The 20878-nt window shown below is 34.1% G+C and carries 13 protein-coding genes; 10 read left to right on the top strand and 3 right to left on the bottom strand.

Going from position 1 to position 20878, the window contains the following annotated elements; translation table 11 throughout:
* Positions 1-23: 23 nt before the first annotated feature.
* Positions 24-3302, bottom strand: a complete 3279-nt coding sequence (locus BM289_RS18205; RefSeq protein ID WP_091496200.1) for a SusC/RagA family TonB-linked outer membrane protein — start codon at positions 3300-3302, stop codon at positions 24-26.
* A gap of 410 nt (positions 3303-3712) precedes the next feature.
* On the opposite strand from BM289_RS18205, the gene BM289_RS18200 reads away from it, so the two are divergent.
* The 4 genes from BM289_RS18200 (at position 3713) to BM289_RS18185 (ending at position 11748) form a co-directional block, all read left to right on the top strand.
* Positions 3713-5548: an outer membrane protein assembly factor BamB family protein gene (locus BM289_RS18200; protein ID WP_167365456.1), complete on the top strand. Its 1836-nt coding sequence runs from the start codon at positions 3713-3715 to the stop codon at positions 5546-5548.
* A gap of 219 nt (positions 5549-5767) precedes the next feature.
* Positions 5768-7249 carry a glycoside hydrolase family 10-like protein gene (locus tag BM289_RS18195; RefSeq protein ID WP_091496195.1) on the top strand — a complete coding sequence of 494 codons (1482 nt, stop codon included), beginning with the start codon at positions 5768-5770 and terminating at the stop codon, positions 7247-7249.
* Positions 7250-7259: 10 nt separating this feature from the next.
* Positions 7260-8555: a serine hydrolase domain-containing protein gene (locus BM289_RS18190; RefSeq protein WP_091496193.1), complete on the top strand. Its 1296-nt coding sequence runs from the start codon at positions 7260-7262 to the stop codon at positions 8553-8555.
* Between the two features lie 289 nt (positions 8556-8844).
* Positions 8845-11748, top strand: a complete 2904-nt coding sequence (locus tag BM289_RS18185) for an FAD-binding and (Fe-S)-binding domain-containing protein (RefSeq protein WP_394332985.1) — start codon at positions 8845-8847, stop codon at positions 11746-11748.
* Between the two features lie 235 nt (positions 11749-11983).
* Here the strand turns inward: BM289_RS18185 and BM289_RS18180 are convergent, their stop codons facing one another.
* On the bottom strand, positions 11984-13141 hold the full coding sequence (locus tag BM289_RS18180; protein WP_091496189.1) for a Gfo/Idh/MocA family protein: 1158 nt from the start codon (positions 13139-13141) through the stop codon (positions 11984-11986).
* Between the two features lie 397 nt (positions 13142-13538).
* Here BM289_RS18180 and BM289_RS18175 point away from each other — a divergent pair, with 397 nt between their 5' ends.
* Both BM289_RS18175 and BM289_RS18170 read left to right on the top strand, forming a co-directional pair.
* Positions 13539-15473: an amino acid permease gene (locus BM289_RS18175; RefSeq protein WP_091496187.1), complete on the top strand. Its 1935-nt coding sequence runs from the start codon at positions 13539-13541 to the stop codon at positions 15471-15473.
* Between the two features lie 147 nt (positions 15474-15620).
* Entirely contained in the window at positions 15621-16715 is a 1095-nt protein-coding gene (locus BM289_RS18170) for a DUF695 domain-containing protein (protein ID WP_091496186.1), read from the top strand.
* Positions 16716-16947: 232 nt separating this feature from the next.
* Here the strand turns inward: BM289_RS18170 and BM289_RS18165 are convergent, their stop codons facing one another.
* Positions 16948-18192, bottom strand: coding sequence for an aminotransferase class I/II-fold pyridoxal phosphate-dependent enzyme (locus tag BM289_RS18165; protein WP_091496183.1), 1245 nt, complete (start codon positions 18190-18192; stop codon positions 16948-16950).
* A gap of 394 nt (positions 18193-18586) precedes the next feature.
* Here BM289_RS18165 and BM289_RS18160 point away from each other — a divergent pair, with 394 nt between their 5' ends.
* The 4 genes from BM289_RS18160 to BM289_RS18145 all read left to right on the top strand — a co-directional run bounded on the left by BM289_RS18160 (position 18587) and on the right by BM289_RS18145 (position 20847).
* Complete coding sequence (locus BM289_RS18160) at positions 18587-19045, top strand: Lrp/AsnC family transcriptional regulator (RefSeq protein ID WP_091496181.1); 459 nt, start codon at positions 18587-18589, stop codon at positions 19043-19045.
* A gap of 126 nt (positions 19046-19171) precedes the next feature.
* Entirely contained in the window at positions 19172-19417 is a 246-nt protein-coding gene (locus BM289_RS18155) for a hypothetical protein (RefSeq protein ID WP_091496179.1), read from the top strand.
* Positions 19407-19697 (top strand): type II toxin-antitoxin system RelE/ParE family toxin, encoded by a 291-nt coding sequence (locus tag BM289_RS18150; RefSeq protein WP_091496177.1) that lies wholly within the window; start codon positions 19407-19409, stop codon positions 19695-19697. The genes BM289_RS18155 and BM289_RS18150 overlap by 11 nt, the downstream gene beginning before the upstream one ends.
* 391 nt (positions 19698-20088) lie before the next feature.
* Entirely contained in the window at positions 20089-20847 is a 759-nt protein-coding gene (locus BM289_RS18145; protein ID WP_091496175.1) for a helix-turn-helix domain-containing protein, read from the top strand.
* Positions 20848-20878 lie beyond the last annotated feature (31 nt).

The following is a 20878-nucleotide window of genomic DNA, read 5'->3' as shown; positions in this document are numbered from 1 at the left end:
TTTTTGATTTTTAAATACATTTATTAAAACGCAAGCTGTATACCAACTGACCATGTTTTAGAGTAAGGGAAAGTTCTTCCCCATACCGCTTCAGTTTCATTAATTTCAGGATCTACAGGTAATTTGCTGCTTTTCCAAGTAGCTAAGTTAAAACCTGAAACATACGGTCTGATTTTGTCAAATCCAGCCTTTTGAGTAATGCTTTTAGGAAAAGTATATCCAAGAGTCATCGATTTTAAACGTAAATAAGACATGTCTAATAAATAACGTGACTGTGCAACAAAGTTGTTTGATCCAGGCGCATAAGTTCCAAAAGCATTTCCAGAATGTCCAGGGTATGGATTAGGGAAATAAGCGTCTGTATTTTCTGGTGTCCAGTAATCATTCATGCTTTCATACATAGCATCTGTTCTGTTGTAGAATGGTAATACTAAGTCTGAAGTTGTCCAAAATTCACGTTTGCCAACTCCTTGAAAGAAGGCGTCAATATCAAATCCATATAAAGCACCACCTAAACGAACTCCGTATTGGTAACGAGGAGTGGTATTGCCTATAACTTTTAAGTCTCCAGGATTAGTAGCCGTTCCATCTCCTCTTGAGATAACTCCGTCTCCGTTTAAATCCTTGTACATTACATCTCCAGGGCCGTATCTAAAAGCACCTGTTCTTATATTTTTATAATCAACACCGTTTACTATTAACCCTGTTGCGTCGATTTGATCGGTTGATTGAATTAATCGATCTGTTTCTAATCCCCAGATTTCACCTAATTTTTGACCTGCATAAAAAGATCCTAAAAGTTTGGATGAGTTGTTCCATTCTGTTACTTCTGTAGTATTGTCAGAAAGTGTAAGATCTGCATAAACGCTTATGTCTTTGTTTATTTGTTTATTAAAGTTAAGTGCCAATTCCCAACCAGTTGTTCTTAAGTTTCCTGAGTTTGTATTGGCAGCAGTTTGACCAAATGAACCTGGAAGTGTTTTACCTGGAGCTAACATTCCTTTAGTATCACGTTGATAATAATCAAATGTTAAACCTAACATATTAAAGATACGAATATCAATACCAATATCTTGCGTATTTACTTTTTCCCAAGTTAAATTCGGGTCAACATTTGAAGGCTGATTAACAGTAGGAGGAATGGTTGTACCGCTACCAATCCAATAAGGACTAGGGTTAGTAGTAACGTTGGTCATAACTGGTAAAAAGGCATTGTTAGCGATATTTTGATTTCCAATTGAACCAATAGATCCACGGATTTTCAAATCATTCAACCAGCTTCTTGTACCTTCCATGAAACTTTCTTCAGAAATTCTATATCCAACAGAAGCAGAAGGGAAGAATCCCCATTGCTCATTACTTGGGAATTTTGAAGAACCATCATAACGTCCGTTTAATTCCAATAAGTATTTCCCTTTGTAATCGTAATTTACACGTGCAAAAAATCCTGCAATTGCATATCTTGATAAACCTGGATTTAAAATGTCATTAGCAGTAAGAGGTGAAGTAAACTGATCACCAATAGCTAAATTAAACTCTGGTTTGTTTTTGTCCAAAAGTGTATTTCTACGAGCATAAGTTCTTTCAAAATCATACCACTCAGAGTTCAAACCTCCTAACACTTTAAAATTATGGTTTTCTCCTAATGTTTTAGTGTAATTTGCATAAAAATTGGCTACATTTCTTGTAAAAGACGATTTGGCTTGTGCAACAAAATCATTAGCAGTTTCCATTGAAGTAGGTTTTCCTGCAACTAAGTCAGCACCACTTGTCCAAAAGTCCCAAAGAGGTACTTGTCCACCATTCATTTTTAGACTTGAAAAATTAGTATTAAAACTATATTCTCCAATAATATTAAAGTCTTTTGTGATTTGAGCAGTAAGTTTTCCGCTTATCCTCATATCATTTGACTTGCTTTCATTTTGAGATGCATTGGCCATATAACCTGGCGCATGTCTAAAGTAAGTACCATTGTAAGTACCATATGGGAAATAAGATCCCCAACGCATGTAATAACCAAAATAACCGTTACCTGCAGTATCAAGACCACTGTTGTAGTAGTTAAAAGGAGAATCATATTCTTGGAAAGTTCCTAAAACTTTAAAATCTCCTGTAAGCCAGCTTGCTAACTCTGTTGTTAAACCTAAATTAAGATTGAATCTTTGATTGGTTTCGTTATTGATTTTCATTACACCTTCTTGATTAGCAAGACCTAACGAAACAATAAATGAGCTTTTTTCACCCATAGATCCTTGAGCAGACAAATTGTGAAGCGTTTGTACCGCATTCTTTTTTAACATTTCATCATGCGGATTCCAAATCCTGTAGAAGTATTCTTTTCCACCAATAATGTCAAAATCTTCTCCTAGGATCATGTTTTTGTCATTAGGATTTCTTGTCGAAGCGTATTTTTCTTTCCATTTAATAATCCCAGGCAATAAAGTTTTGTAGTTCATACCAAAAGATTCAGGATTTGCATTACCAGCTCTTGCTTGCGCTTCAATCATTGCAGGAAGTTCTACAGTAGGGTCGTTAAATTGAACTAGCGAAATTGGATTACTCCATCCTGTATTGTTACTATAAGCAAATCTTACTTTGCCTTTAGCATTTTTACCACTTTTAGTAGTAATTAATACAACTCCAAATGCAGCACGTGCACCATAAATAGAAGCAGAAGCGGCGTCCTTAAGAACAGACATCGATTCGACATCTTCTGCATTTAACATTGATAAATCGCCTGGAACACCGTCAACTAAAATAAGTGGCGACCCTGTAGCTACTCCATTTACAATAGTTCCAGCTCCACGAATATTAACATTTGATCCTTTGCTTATATTACCTGAATTATTAGTAATATTAAGTCCAGGAGTAGTTCCTTGTAAACCTTTTGTAATGTCTGTAACGGGAATACTTCCTAAAGCTTTTTTAACATCGACCTTTGCAACTGCTCCAGTAAGATTCGCTTTTTTCTGAGAAGCAAAACCTACCACAACAACTTCATCTAGTTTTGTTGTTGCTTCTGCAAGTTCTACATTCACAACATTTGACGAGCTTACAGTAACATTTTGTGGCTGATACCCAATGTAGCTGTAAACAAGTGTTTGACCAGATGTGGCTTGAATACTGTACTTACCATCAAAATCGGTAGTTGTGGAAATATTAGTTCCTTTTATAAGGATCGTAACTCCCGGTATCGGAATACCGTCGGCTTTGTTTTTAATAATTCCAGTAATTGTTTTTGTTTGTGCAAATGTGATTTGAACGATTAAAAACAACAAAGAAAAGAGGAAAAATTTTTTCATAATTTGCTTAGTTATTTATGGTTAGTGAGCAAATATATAGATTATTTTGATAAAATGCGATTTTATGCAACTTTTTTGTCTTAAATATCACATAACGCAAAAAAACGCATTAAAAAAATCCAGAACTAAATTATATGTGTTAAAATTTGCAAAATGTGCAAATCTGAATATTAAAATGCGTTATTGTGCATTATTTTTTTATAAAAAGTAAAATAATGCAAATAAATGCGATTGCATTCATAAGTTTTTTTATATTTGCTTTCATCCTTTTCATGGTGAAATTGGAATAAGTGCGATGTGTTTTGTAAAGCAATAAGCATCGTTTAAAATTTTGGTTGGTTGCCCTAACAGGCTTTATAAAGCCTGTTAGTTTTTTTGTATATTTTACTTAACGAATTAAATAAATGATCATGAAACATGTAGTAACTAGAATACTATTACTTTTTATAATGGTATCGGGATTTTCTCAAAATGCAGAAAACTCTGGAAATATCAAATTTGTGCAACTAACCGACCTTCATGTCTCAGTAGGAAATGACAATGATTTTTTATTGCAGAATATTGTAAAAGAAATCAATAATTCTGATTTCGAGTTTGCAGTTGTTACCGGAGATTTAACCAATCGTGGTGCTGATGATGAACTAAAACAAGTACATTCGATACTTTCTCAACTGAAAATTCCGTATTATGTAATTTCTGGAAATCACGAAACCAACTGGAGCGAAAGTGCCGGTTTGACTTATAAAAAAATATTTGGAGAAGATCGCTTTGTGTTTTCAAAAGGGGATTATCTTTTTATTGGCTTTCCTTGTGGGCCTTACATGAAAATGGGAGACGGATTTGTAAAACATGAAGATGTACTTTGGCTGGATAAAACTTTAAAAGAAAGTCTTAAAAACAGCAATAAAAAAGTATTGAATTTTGCTCATTATCCATTAGATAACAGCGTCAGCAATTATAAAGAAGTGCTTTCGGTTTTAGAAAAATATCCAACTGTAGCTACTTTTTGCGGTCACGGACATACTTTAAGAAAGTATGATTTCTCTGGTTTGAGCGGTATTATGGGAACTTCTATAACTTCGCTTGACGGAAAAACAAAAAGTTATAATCAAGTAATTATCAGTAAAGACAGTATCAGCATTTATCAAAAAGAAATTGATAAACCAGGAGTTTTTAAATTTTCAGTTCCGTCAAAACCTTCTAAAATTACAATTCCAAAAGATAGTGTCACAATGCAGTCTCCTTTTATAAAAGATATTGCTTCTATTTACAGTCTTCCAGCATTCGATAAAAAGAATCTTTATTTTACCAATTCAATTGGCGAAATAAAATCGGTTAATCTGAAAAATAAAAATGTGAATTGGAAAACAGAAACAGGAAATTCAATTTATTTTTCGCCTATTATTATAAAATCCAATTTAGTTGTAGGTACAATAGAGGGAAATATGGTAGGATACGATACCCAATCGGGAAAACAAAAATGGACAATTCCAGTTGGAGGAGTTTTGGTAGGTTCACCAATTGCAGAAAATAATAAAATTTATACAGCAAGTTCTAAGGCTTTTATTTGTGCCGATGCAGTCACTGGAAAAGTAATTTGGCAGAATAATTTACCAGCGTCTTATTCTCAGGGAGTTCCTGTAATACAAGGAAATAAAATAATTTTTGGAGTTTGGGATTCGTATATTTATTGTTTGGACAAAAACACAGGAAATTTGATATGGAAATGGAATAATGGAAATGACCAACAAATTTTATATTCTGCTGGAAATGTCAATATGGTTTCCTCAAAAAACAGACTTTATTTTGTTACGCCACAGCGTTTCTTAACTGTTTTAGATATTGAAACGGGGAAAACGCTTTTAAGAACTTCTAAATGGAAAATTAGAGAATCAATGGGCAAAAGTCAGGACGGAAAATGGATGTATGGCAAAACAATGGACGGTCTGTTATTGAGAGTGCCAATTAATGATGAAATGGAATTAACAGAAGAAAACATGATTGCCCAAAGTAAAGTTTTGGACTTAAAACTAGGATACGAACACAATCCCGCTGGAATATTGGAAAACAAGAATAAAATATATGTTGGAAGCCGAAAAGGTGAAGTAATCGTAGTGGATGCTGCTAAATTTGAAATCATTAAACAAATTAATCTCGGAAGTTCAAGTGTAAACGGATTTACAATTGATGATAAAGGACAAGTTTGGGCTTCATTAATAGAAGGAGGAATCTTTTTGTTGGAATAGTTTTTTGCCACAGATTTAAATGATTTAAATGATTTTTTTTTGCCACTACACGAGCGACAGTGAACTTGCGGAGCAATTTCACAAATTTCAACGAATTAAATCTGCTGAATCTGCAAAATCTGCGAGAGAAAAATAAAACTTTGCGAACCTTGCGTAAATCTTAGCGAACTTTGCGGTTAAATTATTCAACAACAATTAGCAAATCAAAAATACAACCACATGAAAAGTCTAAAAATTATAATCCTAATACTGCTCTTTCAAACAAAACTTTTCAGTCAAGAATCACCGAAAAGAGAAATGCGTGCAGCGTGGATTTCTACCGTTGATAACATCGACTGGCCATCAAAACCAGGATTGTCAGACAAACAGATGAAAGCGGAAATGATTTCTATTTTAGATAATTTGCGATCTAATAATTTAAACACCGTAATTTTTCAAATCCGACCAACGGCTGATGCATATTATAAATCAACAAAAGAACCTGCATCACATTGGATAACAGGAACGCAAGGTGTTGCTCCGGGTTTTGATCCGTTGCAGATGATGATTGATGAAGCCGGAAAAAGAGGAATGAACGTTCACGTTTGGCTGAATCCGTATCGCGTACAAAAAGACACTTTGAAGGATGTTTTGACCAAAACGCATTTATTTTATAAGAAACCAGAGTTGTTTCTGACTTACGGAAAATCAAGATATTTTAATCCGGGTTACAAAGAAACCAGAGATTTTGTTGCTTCAGTAGTAGGCGAAATAGTTCGAAATTATGATATTCAGGCCGTTCATATGGACGATTATTTTTATCCTTATAAAATTGAAGGGCAGGAGTTTCCAGATGAAAAAGCTTTCGCAAAAGAACCGCGCCAGTTTAAAGACAAAGACGATTGGCGAAGAGACAATGTCGATTTGATCATCAAGCAAATCAGAGACACTATAATTGCCAATAAACCAGAAGTCGAATTCGGAATTTCGCCTTTCGGTGTATGGCGAAACATTGCGAAAGATTCTCAAGGTTCCAATACGAAAGCAGGAGCAACCAATTATGACGATTTGTATGCTAATATCTTAAAATGGCAAAAAGAAAACTGGATCGATTATGTAACACCGCAATTGTATTGGCACATTGGTTTTGACAGAGCCAATTTTGAAGTTTTAGCAAAATGGTGGGCAGAGCACAAATACGGCGCAAATGTTTATGTAGGTCATGGCGATTATAAGATTTCAAATACTGCCAAAGAACCAGAGTGGAGAAGTCCAGATCAAATTGTGAAACAAATTGAAATGATTCGAAAAATACCTCAAATCGACGGTTCAATGCATTTTACAGCAAATTCATTCTTTAAAAAAGGAGATACGCTTCGAAATGTTCTTATTCAAAAACCATATAAATATATCGCCCTAACTCCAGAAGCAAACAGAATTACAAGAATAAAACCGCAAGCGCCAACTAATGCTTTGATTATTAAAAAAGGCGATAAAGCGATTTTAAGTTGGAAGCCTGAATTATATGATAAGAAATATGTGATTTACAGATTTCCAAAAGGAAAGATTACAGATTTCTCTAATCCGGCAAATATTTATTATGTGACGACAGCAACAAAGTTAGAAGTTCCAGACGCTGATCTGGAAAATCATATTTATGCTATTTCAGCTTTGAGTCAGACCCAAACGGAAAGTATTCCAGTAGAATTTGTAACAAAATAAAAATACAATTATGAAAAATAGAACGTCTAAAATTGTATTCGCATTTTTGATTCTTTTCGGAATCAGTAGTTATGCTCAGAAAAAGTCTTTTGATGTAAAACGAAATGAAGTTTATATCGATTCGATGATGACAAACGCACTCGAAAAAGGATTTTTTCCTGGAGCTCAGGTTATGGTTGGAAGTAAAGATGCTGTTTTTATATCTAAAAATTATGGCTTTCAGGATTACTCTAAAAAACAGCCCGTAAAAAATGATGATGTTTACGATCTGGCTTCTATGTCTAAAGTTTTGGGAGCAACATTGGTAACTATGCGTTTGGTTGGTGAGGATAAAATGAAACTTACTGACAGAGTAGGCGACGCAGTGCCTTTTTTTAAAAACACACCCATTGCTGACTTAACGCTTTTTGAATTATTGACGCATACTTCGGGATTAAAAGCAAGTATTACTTTTTATCAAGATATGCTTTCAACACCTGATGGTTCGCCACTTTTGAGTGATAAAAAATCAGCAGAGTATCCAGAATTGTTTGATACCATGTATGTGAACAAGAATATTGTTTATGATGCTAATTATCTTTCATTTATTCCCAAAGAAAATTGGATTCAGGTTTATAAAAATATGTGGATGAATCCCGATTTTTATAAAAAAGTGTATGGACAGATTGCGAATGCCAATGTGAATCAGCGTGGCAAATACGTTTACAGCGATTTGAATTTACTTTTGGTAAAAGAAATGATTGAAGCCAAAACAGGTAAGAAACTCGATCAATTGACCAAGGAAATTTATACAGAATTAGGAATTTCTAAAATTGGTTACAATCCGTTAAAATGGACTTCTATTGAAAATGTAGTGCCTACAGAATTGGATAATTTCTTTAGAAAAGATACTATTAGAGGATATGTTCACGATGAAGCCGCTGCTATTTTTGGAGGTGTATCGGGAAATGCAGGTTTATTTGCGAATGCTCAATCTATTTCGGTTATCTGCCAAATGTTATTAAATGAGGGAAAATTTCAAGGAAAACAGATTCTGAAAGCAAAAGTAGTAAAGGAGTTTACGCAATCGCCTTTAGTAAAAGAAGGGATCTACCGCGGACTTGGTTTTGACAAAAGAAAACCAGACGAATTTTTTAAAGCAGCTGATTTTGGACATACTGGTTTCACAGGAACTTTTTTCTTTATGAACCCAGACAACAATAGATTTCTCATTGTCTTGACCAATCGCGTAAATCCAACAAGAACCAACAGATTAATGTATAAAGATGATTTTATGGCAAAAATCTGGAGGCAAATTAATAAGTAAAATTTTTTAGCCACAAATTTCACAAATTAATTCAGTAAGAGAAAAATTTTGCCACAGATTTAAAGAATTAAAATGATTTTTTCACGCAGATTCAGCAGATTTCGGCAGATTTATTTTGGATAAAAAAGAATCTGCAATATCTGCTTTAATCTTTTTTAAATCTGCGTGAAATAAAAAATAATCATTTTAAATCGTGGCAAAAAAAGAAACATAACTATTGAAATTACAGTAATTTTGTAATCTCATCAACAAAAAATAAAATCAGTTTTAGACAACAAATTAGAATATAATGTCAAACCAAGAGTTACAGCAGTTATCCGAATCATTAGAAGGCACACTTTTATATGATGATCTTCATAAAACACTTTATTCTACCGATGCTTCGGTGTACAGAATTAGGCCAAATGCTGTGGCACTGCCCAAAACTACAGCAGATATCAGTAGGTTAATTCGTTTTGCAGCGAAACATAATATTTCGGTTACACCAAGAACGGCAGGAACTTCCTTAGCCGGACAAGCAGTTGGAGACGGACTTGTGATAGATGTTTCAAAACATTTTACCAAAATACTAGGGTATAATGCTGAAAAAAGAACGGTTACTGTTCAGCCGGGTGTAATTCGTGATGAACTGAATTTATATCTAAAACCTTATAATGTATTCTTCGCTCCAATTACTTCAACATCAAATAGAGCGATGGTTGGAGGAATGGTTGGAAATAATTCATCAGGAACCACTTCGATTCGTTATGGTGTAACACGTGACAAAATTGTTGAGGTAAAAACGATTTTAAGTGACGGAACAGAAGTGGCTTTTGGAGAACTGACTTCGGCTGAATTTATTGAGAAAACGAAAGGAGATACATTAGAAAATAAAATCTACAAAAGTGTTTACGACGAACTTTCAGTAAAAGAAAATCAGGAAGAAATTATAAAGGAGTTTCCGAAACCAGAAATCCACAGAAGAAATACTGGTTATGCTGTTGATATTCTTTTAAAATCAGAATTATTTGGCGGAACTGAACCCACAATCAACCTAGGGAAACTGCTTTGCGGAAGCGAAGGAACTTTAGCCTTTACAACCGAAATCACTTTAAAAGTGGACGATTTACCACCGGCACACAATATTATGGTGGTGGCACATTATCATACCATTCAGGAATCATTGGAATCTGTTGTGGTGGCAATGAAACATCATTTGTACACTTGCGAAATGATTGACGATACGATTTTGGATTGTACTAAAACGAACCGTGAACACATTAAAAACCGTTTCTTTTTAGTTGGAGAACCAAAAGCAATTATGCTTTTTGAAGTCGCTTCAGACAATTTAGAAGATGCAGAAAAACAAGCCGACGCTTTAATTGCAGATTTAGAGAAACATAATTTTGGTTATGCCAGCGTTAAAATTTACGGGCCAGATATTGATAAAGCCAACGAACTTAGAAAAGCCGGATTAGGTCTTTTAGGAAGTATTGTGGGCGATGACAAAGCAGCCGATTCTATTGAAGATACGGCTGTAGAATTAAGCGATTTACCAGCTTATATTGCCGAGTTTTCGGCCATGATGTTGAGCCATGGACAGGAAGCGATTTATTATGCACACGCCGGTGCGGGTGAATTGCACTTGCGTCCGGTTTTGAATTTAAAGAAAACATCAGATTTAAAATTATTCAGAACCATTGCGACGGAAGTGGCACATTTGGTTAAAAAATACAGAGGTTCGTTAAGTGGTGAACATGGAGACGGAATCGTGCGTGGCGAGTTTATTCCGTTTATGATTGGGGATAAAAACTACGAATTGCTGAAAAGATTAAAACTGGCATTCGACCCAAATTCGGTTTTAAATATCGGGAAGATTGTCAATGCCTTGAAAATGGATGAAAACCATCGTGTAATTTCAGGAAGGGTAGAACCTGATATCAAAACGTTTCAGGATTTCTCAGACAGCTTAGGAATTTTACGTGCGGCCGAAAAATGCAACGGTTCCGGCGATTGCCGAAAAATGCCATCGGCAGGAGGAGCGATGTGTCCGAGTTATCGTGCGACCAGAAATGAAAAAGAAACGACTCGTGCAAGAGCAAACGCTTTAAGAGAATATTTGACGTATTCTGAAAAAGAAAATAAATTTGACCAGAAAGAATTATACGAAGTTTTTGAGTTATGCGTAAGCTGTAAAGCCTGCGCGAGCGAATGTCCAAGTAATGTTGACGTTGCCACTCTAAAAGCAGAATTCTTATATCAATACCAAAAAGCAAACGGATTTTCGACCAGAAGCAAAATTTTTGCTAACAATGCGAAACTGAATAAAATGGGAAGTTTGTTTCCATCAATCACAAATTTTATTTCGAATCAGTCTTTGGTTAAAAAGACAATGGGAATTGCACCTGAAAGACAAGTGCCACTTTTAGCAAAAAAGACTTTTAGAAATTGGTATAAAAATCATAAATCTACAACGACAGATTTTCTAAATGGGAAACTGTATTTGTTTGTAGATGAATTTACCAACTATTATGATGTAAACATTGGAATCGATGCTTTCGAACTATTAACCAAATTAGGTTATCAAGTTTTGGTTGTCGATCATGAAGAAAGTGGTAGAACGTATCTGTCAAAAGGTTTTTTAGAAGAAGCTAAGAAAATTGCCAATCATAATGTAAATGTTTTTAAAGATTTGGTTTTAGCCAATGCACCTTTGGTCGGAATCGAACCTTCGGCAATTTTGACTTTTAGAGATGAATATCTTCGCTTAGCTGATGATAAAGAAGCTGCCGAAAAACTATCTCGAAATGCTTTCACAATCGAAGAGTTTTTTAAAAAAGAAATCATAGACGGGAAAATAACACCCGATTCATTTTCTGAAGAAACTAAAGAAATTAAAATTCACGGACATTGTCATCAGAAATCATTGAGTTCTGTTGAAGCGACTTTTGCCATGCTGAATCTTCCTAAAAACAATACGGTTACAATATACAATTCAGGTTGCTGCGGAATGGCAGGTTCTTTTGGTTATGAAAAAGAACATTATCAGGTAAGTATGCAGATGGGAGAAGATACTTTATTCCCAAAAGTCCGTAACACGGCAGAAAATGTAAAAATAGCTGCTGCAGGAACAAGTTGTCGCCATCAAATTTATGACGGAACAAAACGTGAAGCACAGCATCCGGTTAGTATTTTGAGAAGTTGCTTGAAATAAGGTTTAACCGCAATCCCGATAGCTGTCGGGAGCGAAGAATTACGCAAGGAACGCAAAGTTTTTTTCTCTCGCAGATTTGGCAGATTGAGCAGATTTTTTTTTAAGTTTAATTATAATCCGTGCAAATCTTTTAAGCACAATCAAAATCTGCATTATCTGTTAAATCTGCGAGAGAAAATTTATAGACAAAGATTAGAAAAAAAATAATTCGTGAATCTGTGGTAAAAAAAAACTATTACAAACTTATTTTTTTACCAGTTTCAGCAGCTTTATAAATGGCGTTAATGATTCTTACATCTTTAATTCCTTCTTCGCCTGTAATATGATTTGGAAGTTTTTGGTTGGCTAAAATCACTTTGCAAATTTCATCCATTTGGGTTTGCTGCTGATTGATAATCGGAAAATTAAAAGGTTTTCCATCCGATCTTTTCCCTATAAAAGGGCCATAGCTCACAGCAGGACTCATCTCGAAGAAACCTTCATCGGCAGCGGCATAAAATCTATCGATGCCAAAACCGTAAGAACTACTGCAATTCGCTACGGCACCGCTTGGAAATTCCATTTGCCATGTTATGTTTTCCTCAACTTGTGCAAATCTGTTTTTGTTATTTATATGTCCAAATTGTGCTGTAATGGCAATTGGTTCTTCGCCTAAAACATAACGGGAAACCTGTATGCAATAAACGCCCAAATTGATTAAAGCACCGCCGCCTGCCCATTTTTTAGTCAGTCTCCATTCGTTACGGGCATTTAAATCGACTGGTTTATTAATGTCACGAATATCATAGGTGCTATAACCTAGACCGGTTTCAATATAACGAACCTGCCCTAAAACTTTTTCTTGTCCTAGACGTTTTACTTCTAAATGATTTGGTTCATAATGCAAACGATATCCCATTGCTAATTGCACATTATTATCATTGCAGACTTTAATCATTTCTTCACAATCTTCGGTTGTAATTGCCATAGGTTTTTCGACAATAACGTGTTTTCCAGCTTTTGCCGCACGAACGGTAAATTCTTTATGCAATGCATTAGGAGTTACAACATAGACTAAGTCAATGTCTTTGTTTTTGACAATTGAGTCGAAGTTTTCGTAATTGTAAATGTTTTTTTCGGGAATATTGTATTTCTTCTTCCATGTTTCAGCTTTAGCGGGAGTTCCAGTAACAATTCCGGCAAGCTGACAATATTCAGAAACCTGAAGTCCTTCAGCCAGTAAAGAAGCATAGTTTCCTAAACCGCATAAAGCAATATTTAATTTTTTTCCAGTGTAAGGCACATGAGTTTTTTCTGTTTCAGTCAAAAAAGAAGGAAGCGTCGTCATGACAACCGAAGCTCCAACACCCATTCCTAATTTATTTACAAAAGAACGTCTTGAAATTTTTCCCATAAAATGATTCTTTAAAATTAAATACTACTTGATTAGTAAGCTCATTTTGAGAAATGTTACATTTGTGATTAATTTAACCGCAAAGGCGCTAAGAATCACGCAAAGTTCGCAAAGAATTTTTTAGCCACAGAATTTATGGTTAAATAGGTTAAAAAAATCGGTATTAATTTGTGAAATCACAGAGAGTAATAAATTAAAGGAAATTCGTGAATTCGTGGCGAAAAACTTTTCGTCTTAGTGCCGATAGCTATCGAGATTGCGGCAGAAAAAATAATTCTTGAATTCGTGGCAGAAAAAAATCACGTTTCATAAATTTGATTTACCGATAAAATTTGCATTATTTGCAAAATAAAACAAAAACGACTGAATTAAATTAATTTATAACAGCAAAACATATATGGCATTTTCAAGTTTATTCCGAAAGAAAACAGTACAGGATATTCTGAAGCAGGTTGCACAGAACGAAACAGACGGTCATAATGCATTAGGAAAACATTTGACTACAAGGGATTTAACAGCTTTTGGGATAGCGGCTATTGTTGGAGCAGGAATTTTTAGTACAATTGGAAAAGCCAGTGCAGATGGTGGGCCAGCAGTAATTTTCTTATTCTTATTTACGGCTTTAGCATGTAGTTTTGCCGCTTTCGCTTATGCTGAATTTGCATCGATGGTACCCGTTTCAGGAAGTGCTTACACCTATTCTTATGTAGCTTTTGGAGAATTAATTGCCTGGATTATTGGTTGGGCCTTAATTATGGAATACGCCGTCGGAAATATAACCGTCGCCATATCGTGGAGTGATTATTTTACTGGACTGCTCCAGAGTGGCGGAATCCATTTACCGCAATGGATTCAAATGGATTATCTAACCGCTTCAAACGGATTTAAAGATGCCGAAGCTTTAATGCGAGGCGGAAAATCTTTCGAAAATTTAAGTACAGCTTTACAACAGGCACACACAGCCTGGACGACCGCTCCAACAATTGGATCTTTCCATTTTGTGACCGATTTGCCTGCGTTGTTTATCATTATTTTAATTACTGCTTTGGTTTACAGAGGAATGAAAGAATCTCGTAACGCCAGTAACTTAATGGTTGTGGTTAAACTTTGTGTAGTTCTTCTAGTGATTGCGGTGGGAATATTTTATGTAGATACAGCAAACTGGAATCCTTTTGCGCCAAATGGAGTAGGAGGAGTTTTAAAAGGAGTTTCTGCCGTTTTCTTTGCTTATATTGGTTTTGATGCGATTTCAACAACAGCAGAAGAATGTAAAAATCCGCAGAGAGATTTACCACGCGGTATGATGTGGGCAATTATTATCTGTACTATTTTATATATTGCTATTGCTTTAGTTTTAACTGGAATGGTAAAATATCACGAATTAAATGTTGGAGATCCTTTGGCATTCGTTTTTGATAAATTAGACTTAAAATGGATGTCAGGAATTATTGCAGTTAGTGCAGTAGTAGCAATGGCGAGTGTTTTATTGGTTTTCCAAATGGGACAGCCTCGTATCTGGATGAGTATGAGCCGTGATGGTTTATTGCCAAAGAAATTTTCTACTGTTCACCCAAAATTCAAAACACCCTCTTTTGCAACTATTGTTACAGGATTTGTGGTGGCAGTTCCAGCATTATTCTTAAACTTAACAATGGTAACTGATTTATGCAGTATCGGAACTTTATTTGCCTTTGTATTGGTTTGTGCAGGAGTTTTGGTATTACAGAACAAACCTGAAATTCCGAGAGGAAAATTCAAAACGCCTTATGTAAATTCAAAATTCATTTTGCCGGTATTAATGATTGCAGGATTGTATTATGCTTTTGCTTTCAACAACAAAGCAACAATGGCATTTATCAATAACGAACCACAGATTTATGACGCAACTTCGATTGTAACTTCTTTAGATAAATCTGAATCGGAGAAAGTTTTCAAATACCTAGAAAGTATTGAAGCAAACAATAAAACAGCTGAAACTTCAGATTTAGAACATTTATTAGGGCAATATCAGGACGATGAAGCAAAGTATGCTGAAGTGGTAAAAGGATTACCAATTGCTGATGTTGCAAAATACGAATCAGGTTTCAGTTTGTTCAAACACAAAATTCCAATGTGGATTTTCTTATTCGTTTTAGTTGGATTAGCGGTTTGGGCATTCAGAAAAAATCTTTCTTTAATTCCGCTTTTAGGCTTAATCTGCTGTTTGTATATGATGGCCGAATTAAGTGTGTGGAACTGGATTTACTTCACCGTTTGGTTAATAATTGGATTACTGATTTATTTTGGCTACAGCCGAAAAAATAGTAAACTGAATGTTGAAAACATAGGTTAAAACCAAAAGAAATATAGTAAAAGCCGTTCTGAGTACATCTGAACGGCTTTTTGTTTTTTATGTTTTTTTATAGAAATATTCTTATGTTTTAAATGCAGTTTTCCTTAAGTTTGTTTTCAATTAAAAGTTAAATTTAATATAGAATACATGGGTTTTCTTGATAAAATATTGGGCAAAAAAGAAGCTCCAATACAATCCAATAATGATTTTTGGAACTGGTTTTTAAAACATGAAAAAGATTTTTTTAAAATAGTTCAACTAGGAGATAATATACATAAAGATTTTTTTGATAAACTAGCTCCAAAACTAGAAGAACTTCATGAAGGAATTTATTTCCTAACAGGAATGTTTGATGATCAAACTGCTGAATTAATTCTAACGCCAGATGGAGCGATTAGAAATATTTATGCGATAGAAGAATTAGTAAATGAAGCGCCTCAAATTAAAGGTTGGAAATTTACAGCACTTAAACCAGCATCAGATGTTAAAGATGTTAGTATTACTTATGAAAGTTTCAATTTTAGTAAAGACAATTTAAAGTTTTACCCCAACATACATAAAAATTATCCTGACGAAATTGATTTGACGATTGTTTATGATCACTTTACAGAAGATAAAAAACAGCCGGTCACTAATGGAGTTTATATTTTTCTGGATAATTATTTAGGCGAACTGCATTCAGTTACTCTAATAGATAATATGAAAGTAATGGGATCAAATGATATTTCTGAGGAATTGATTCCAATCGAAAAATTAAAAGATTATTTAATCTGGAGAGAAAAAGAATTTGTTGAGAAATATGAAGGGACAAGACATAATACAGAAAATGATGGTTATTCAAATTATGAAGGAAAGACTAAAGAGGGAGCAGTAGTTTTATCTTTAATGAATACTACACTTTTGAGTTGGGATAAAAAAGCATCACATCCTTGGGTTTTTATTGTTGCAATTCCATTTGAAGATTGTAATAATGGAGAATTGCCGGATAAAAAAATGTATAAAATCTTAGATGAAATAGAAGAGGAAATAATGAGGTTTTTGCCTGATTTTGAGGGGTTTTTGAATTTAGGTAGAGAAACTGCTAATAACAAAAGAGAAATATTTTTCGCCTGTAAAGACTTTAGAAAACCATCAAAAACTGCAGATGAATTAATCAAAAAATATGCTGGTTCATTTGAGATTAGTTACGAAATCTACAAAGACAAATACTGGCAAACCTTTAGACATTACGAGCCGAGATGAAGTACAGAAAGCCGTTTTGAAAACCTTCAAAACGGCCTTTTACAAAAAAAATCCGCTTAGTGAAAGTCTAAAGCGGATTCAAACAATCTAATAAAAATGTGCAAATTTATTTATAGAGGAATGTTTGTTTTTATTTTGAATAATTTTCTCGCGCAGATTCCGCAGATTTTAGCAGATTTAGTTTTTAAAATAAATCTGCCTAAATCTTTTTAAATCTGCGTGAAAAAAAACTTTAGTGAATCTCTTTAAAAAGTTCTTTGCGAATCCCGGCAGAATTCAAAACTCCAAGTTCAATCATACAAGCCTTCATCATTTCATAAGTACGCTGAATATCATTATCCAAACCAATAGAAAAACGAATCAAACCATCGGTTAATCCCATTTCTTTCTGTTCTTCAAGCGGAATTTCACTAGAAGTTGAGGTTCCCGGCGCGCTAAATAACGTTTTATAAAAACCTAAACTTACGGCCAAATAACCAAGATTTCTTTCCTGCATTAATTCCATTAGTTCGTTCGCTTTTTCCAAACTTCCAACATCAATAGTAAGCATTCCGCCAAAACCATATTCAGGATTAATCATCGTTTTGTACAATTCATGACTCGGGTGACTTTTCAATCCAGGATAGACCGTTTTTAAACCATCTTTTTCAAACATATCAGCCAGAAAATGCGCATTGTGGCTGTGTTGTTTAATTCGGATATGAAGTGTTCTAAGGTTTTTCATCACGCTTGCAGAACGCAAACTATCCATCGTTGGCCCCAAAAGCATACTTGCTCCCGAATTTACATTTTTCAGTGAGTTGATAAATTCTTTCGAAGCACAAGTTACGCCACCAACTGTATCACTGCTACCGTTAATGTATTTCGTCAAACTGTGAATTACAATATCAGCGCCCAATTTTGCTGGAGAAACCGATAAAGGCGAAAACGTATTATCGACAACCAGTTTTAAATTATGTTTTTTAGCAATTTTGGCTAAACCAGCAATATCCGCAACTTCTAATAACGGATTACTAACTGTTTCGCAATACAAAACTTTTGTTTTAGATGTAATTGCAGCTTCTACAACGTCAAGTTTAGTAATGTCCACAAAGCTCGTTTCAATTCCGAATCTCGGCGTAAAGTTTTTCAAGAAAGCATAAGTGCCACCATAAATCGTTCGGCTCGAAACGATATGGTCACCCGCACCGCACAATTGTAATAGAGTAGGCGTAATCGCTCCCATTCCCGAAGCCGAAACATTTGCTGTTTCCGTTCCTTCCATCGCCGCCAAGGCCTGATCTAAATATAAATTACTTGGAGATGAATGACGCGAATATAAATAACAGCCTTCCATATTGCCCTCAAAAGTATCAAACATGGTTTTTGCCGAAAGAAAAGTATAAGTCGAAGAGTCAGAAATCGACGGGTTCACGCCGCCAAATTCTCCAAAGTATTGCAAATCCTGAATTTTATCTGCTGGGTTGAAGTTTTTCATTTATAGTTAGTTTTTTGTTATTGAAATTGATTTTTGAAATTGTCCTTGATAAGGAGCTATTTCCAGTTTTCCGTTTCAAGTCCTCATAAAAAAGTCAAAGTTTCTAATGTTCTAAAAAGAGCTTCCGTTGGTCGCTTTTTTAGAACAAGAAACTTATGCCTTTTTTACTCCGGTCTTTCCACTGCAATCTGGGCTAGGGCACTCATTTTCAAAAGAAATTCTGTTCAAAATAAGATCTATTTAGAAAAATAATCAACTGTAAAATAAATAATTAGATTTTAAAACTATGAAAGTATATTTTTATTGATTTTTAGTCTAAATTTGATATGAAAAACTTGATTCAATAGATTTTCTTTCATTTCAATAACTATCAACCAAAAAACATCAACTGAAAATGACTTTAGACCAAATCGATAAAAAACTCTTGGTTTTACTACAAACCGACAGTAAAAAAACAACCAAAGAATTATCATTAAAACTTGATCTTTCGGTTACAGCAGTATACGAACGAATCAAAAAGTTAGAGCGCGAAGGCATAATAAAAAACTACGTAGCCTTAGTTGATAAATCCAAGATTGAAAAAGGATTTGTCGTTTTCTGCCATTTAAAACTCATTCAGCATACCAAAGAATTTCTAACCAAATTTGAAAGCGAAGTCATTAAACTACACGAGGTTTTAGAATGTCATCACGTAAGCGGCGATTACGATTATATTCTAAAAGTCCTAGTAAAGGATATGGAAGCTTACAGGGAATTTTTAGTAACTAAATTAACTTCGTTACAGCATATAGGCAGTACGCAAAGCATGTTTATGATTAGTGAAGTGAAGAATTCTACAGTGATTTCGTTCTAAGATACTAAGGTTCTGAGTTACTAAGATTCTAAGTTTTTATTTTGAGACTTGGTGTCTTTGTGGCAAAAAAGTTTTAACATAATTGAATCATTATAAATCTTAAATTTGAGTTTAAACAATAGCAAAATGGAAACGAAGGAATTAAGACTTAAGCTCATAAAAGATTTTGGCAAATTCATTGATGACGATTCAAAACTAGAAATTTTGGAAAGTGTTTTTGATGCCATTAAGCACGATGAGAAAGAGTCAATTGTTCCAGATTCGCATTACAATAAAGTTGCTGAAGAAAGAGAAAAATATTTGTCTGGAGAAATAGAAGCAAATACTTGGGAAGAAGCAGAGCAACGACTGAATGCTAAGTATGGTTTTTAAAATTAAAATTTTACCATTAGCAGAAAAAGAAATTGAAGAATCCATTGAATTTTACGAAAGCAGAAGTAAAGGTTTAGGAAAACAATTTCTAACTTATTTAAGATCTTATCTTAAGGTTCTGAAGACAAATCCAGAGTTATTCGAAATTAAAAAACAGCCAGGTTATAGAGAAATGACTTTGGTTAAATTTCCATTTGTTATCATTTATGAGATTATCGGAAATGAAATAATTATTTATTCCGTATTTCATACTTCTAGAAACCCTCAAAAGAAACCTTAGTGAAGGTACAAAGGTATAGAGAGACAAGGTTCAAAGGTTTTTTAATTTCGAAAAGTTTGTGTATAAACTTTGCGGCTCTGCGTCTTTGCGAGATAAAAAATCAAAAAAACTTTGTGCCTTAGAGCCTTCGTGGCAGAAACCTCCACCCAAAATTTCACGCAAAAACATTGAAAATTAAAATTTAAACAGAATTTTTCAATTCTTTTCTCTTTAAAAAACTTCAAGAAAACGTTAGAAAACAACAAAAGCAAAGTTCATATTATAACTACGCAATTATGTCTTATTTTAATATAATTATAGCGTTTTAAGATGTTTTAACTAATATGAGTTTCATAATATTAGCTTCATATAATACTTTTCATGTAGTTTTTAGTTTATTAATGAAATCATTATGGGAGAAAACCTTTACTCTACAAAAAACTTTGCTATTGATTATAATCACGATGCAGGTATTCTTAAAGGTTCATTCTTGCATTGCGAAACATCTGAAGCGTATATCAATGCCATAAAAAAATTTAAGGAAGTATATGATAGAGTATTGCCAAAGTATACCTTATGGGACAATACTAATTTTAAACATATTATTAATTCAGATGAGCAAGAATGGACAAATGATTTTCTTAATGTACCAAGTTGGGAAAAAGGTACAACAAAAAAAGTTAGTATTATAACCAGTCCAGATGTGTTGGCTATGCTTTCTATTGCTGATCTTTTTGAAGATAATAGAACTGGTTTTCAGCCAGGTTTTTTTGCACATGAAAAGCAAGCTATAGACTGGATGTTGCAGAAAAAGGAAAAAAGTATCACACCACCCTCAGCGCCTATCATTAAGTATTCAAATGACACAGAAAATGAAAATACAACCTTGCATCTTCAATTTAAAAATGAGGAGTTATATTTTTATTTAAAACAGATTAAGCAACTGTTGAATAACCGTAATTTTCTGCTTAATCATTATCATCTTTTCTCACTGCTTACTAGCCAGGAAAAGATAATACTTGAAAAAATAATTGATGGTCACGAAAGCAGACAGATAGCAGATCTTCTTTTTGTTACTGTAGATACCATAAAAACCCACCGCAAAAATATTTTTCAGAAACTGAAAGTGAGAAGATTCACAGAACTTTTGCCTTATAAATTGTTTTTGTAAGGAAGACCACGGTTTTTCATATTTTTTACAA

It is taken from the genome of Flavobacterium phragmitis (assembly GCF_900112575.1).
GTDB classification, from domain to species: Bacteria; Bacteroidota; Bacteroidia; order Flavobacteriales; family Flavobacteriaceae; genus Flavobacterium; species Flavobacterium phragmitis.
The sequence above is the reverse complement of the archived record's forward strand: the minus strand, read 5'-3'. Positions and strand labels throughout refer to the sequence as shown.

What these genes read in the sequence shown, in the direction of transcription:
- BM289_RS18145 (WP_091496175.1), top strand. Translation starts at nt 20,089, where the DNA reads ATGGGAGAAAACCTTTACTCTACAAAAAACTTTGCTATTGATTATAAT.
- BM289_RS18195 (WP_091496195.1), top strand. Translation starts at nt 5,768, where the DNA reads ATGAAAAGTCTAAAAATTATAATCCTAATACTGCTCTTTCAAACAAAA.
- BM289_RS18155 (WP_091496179.1), top strand. Translation starts at nt 19,172, where the DNA reads ATGGAAACGAAGGAATTAAGACTTAAGCTCATAAAAGATTTTGGCAAA.
- BM289_RS18170 (WP_091496186.1), top strand. Translation starts at nt 15,621, where the DNA reads ATGGGTTTTCTTGATAAAATATTGGGCAAAAAAGAAGCTCCAATACAA.
- BM289_RS18190 (WP_091496193.1), top strand. Translation starts at nt 7,260, where the DNA reads ATGAAAAATAGAACGTCTAAAATTGTATTCGCATTTTTGATTCTTTTC.
- BM289_RS18165 (WP_091496183.1), bottom strand. Translation starts at nt 18,192, where the DNA reads ATGAAAAACTTCAACCCAGCAGATAAAATTCAGGATTTGCAATACTTT.
- BM289_RS18205 (WP_091496200.1), bottom strand. Translation starts at nt 3,302, where the DNA reads ATGAAAAAATTTTTCCTCTTTTCTTTGTTGTTTTTAATCGTTCAAATC.
- BM289_RS18180 (WP_091496189.1), bottom strand. Translation starts at nt 13,141, where the DNA reads ATGGGAAAAATTTCAAGACGTTCTTTTGTAAATAAATTAGGAATGGGT.
- BM289_RS18160 (WP_091496181.1), top strand. Translation starts at nt 18,587, where the DNA reads ATGACTTTAGACCAAATCGATAAAAAACTCTTGGTTTTACTACAAACC.
- BM289_RS18185 (WP_394332985.1), top strand. Translation starts at nt 8,845, where the DNA reads ATGTCAAACCAAGAGTTACAGCAGTTATCCGAATCATTAGAAGGCACA.
- BM289_RS18150 (WP_091496177.1), top strand. Translation starts at nt 19,407, where the DNA reads ATGGTTTTTAAAATTAAAATTTTACCATTAGCAGAAAAAGAAATTGAA.
- BM289_RS18200 (WP_167365456.1), top strand. Translation starts at nt 3,713, where the DNA reads ATGAAACATGTAGTAACTAGAATACTATTACTTTTTATAATGGTATCG.
- BM289_RS18175 (WP_091496187.1), top strand. Translation starts at nt 13,539, where the DNA reads ATGGCATTTTCAAGTTTATTCCGAAAGAAAACAGTACAGGATATTCTG.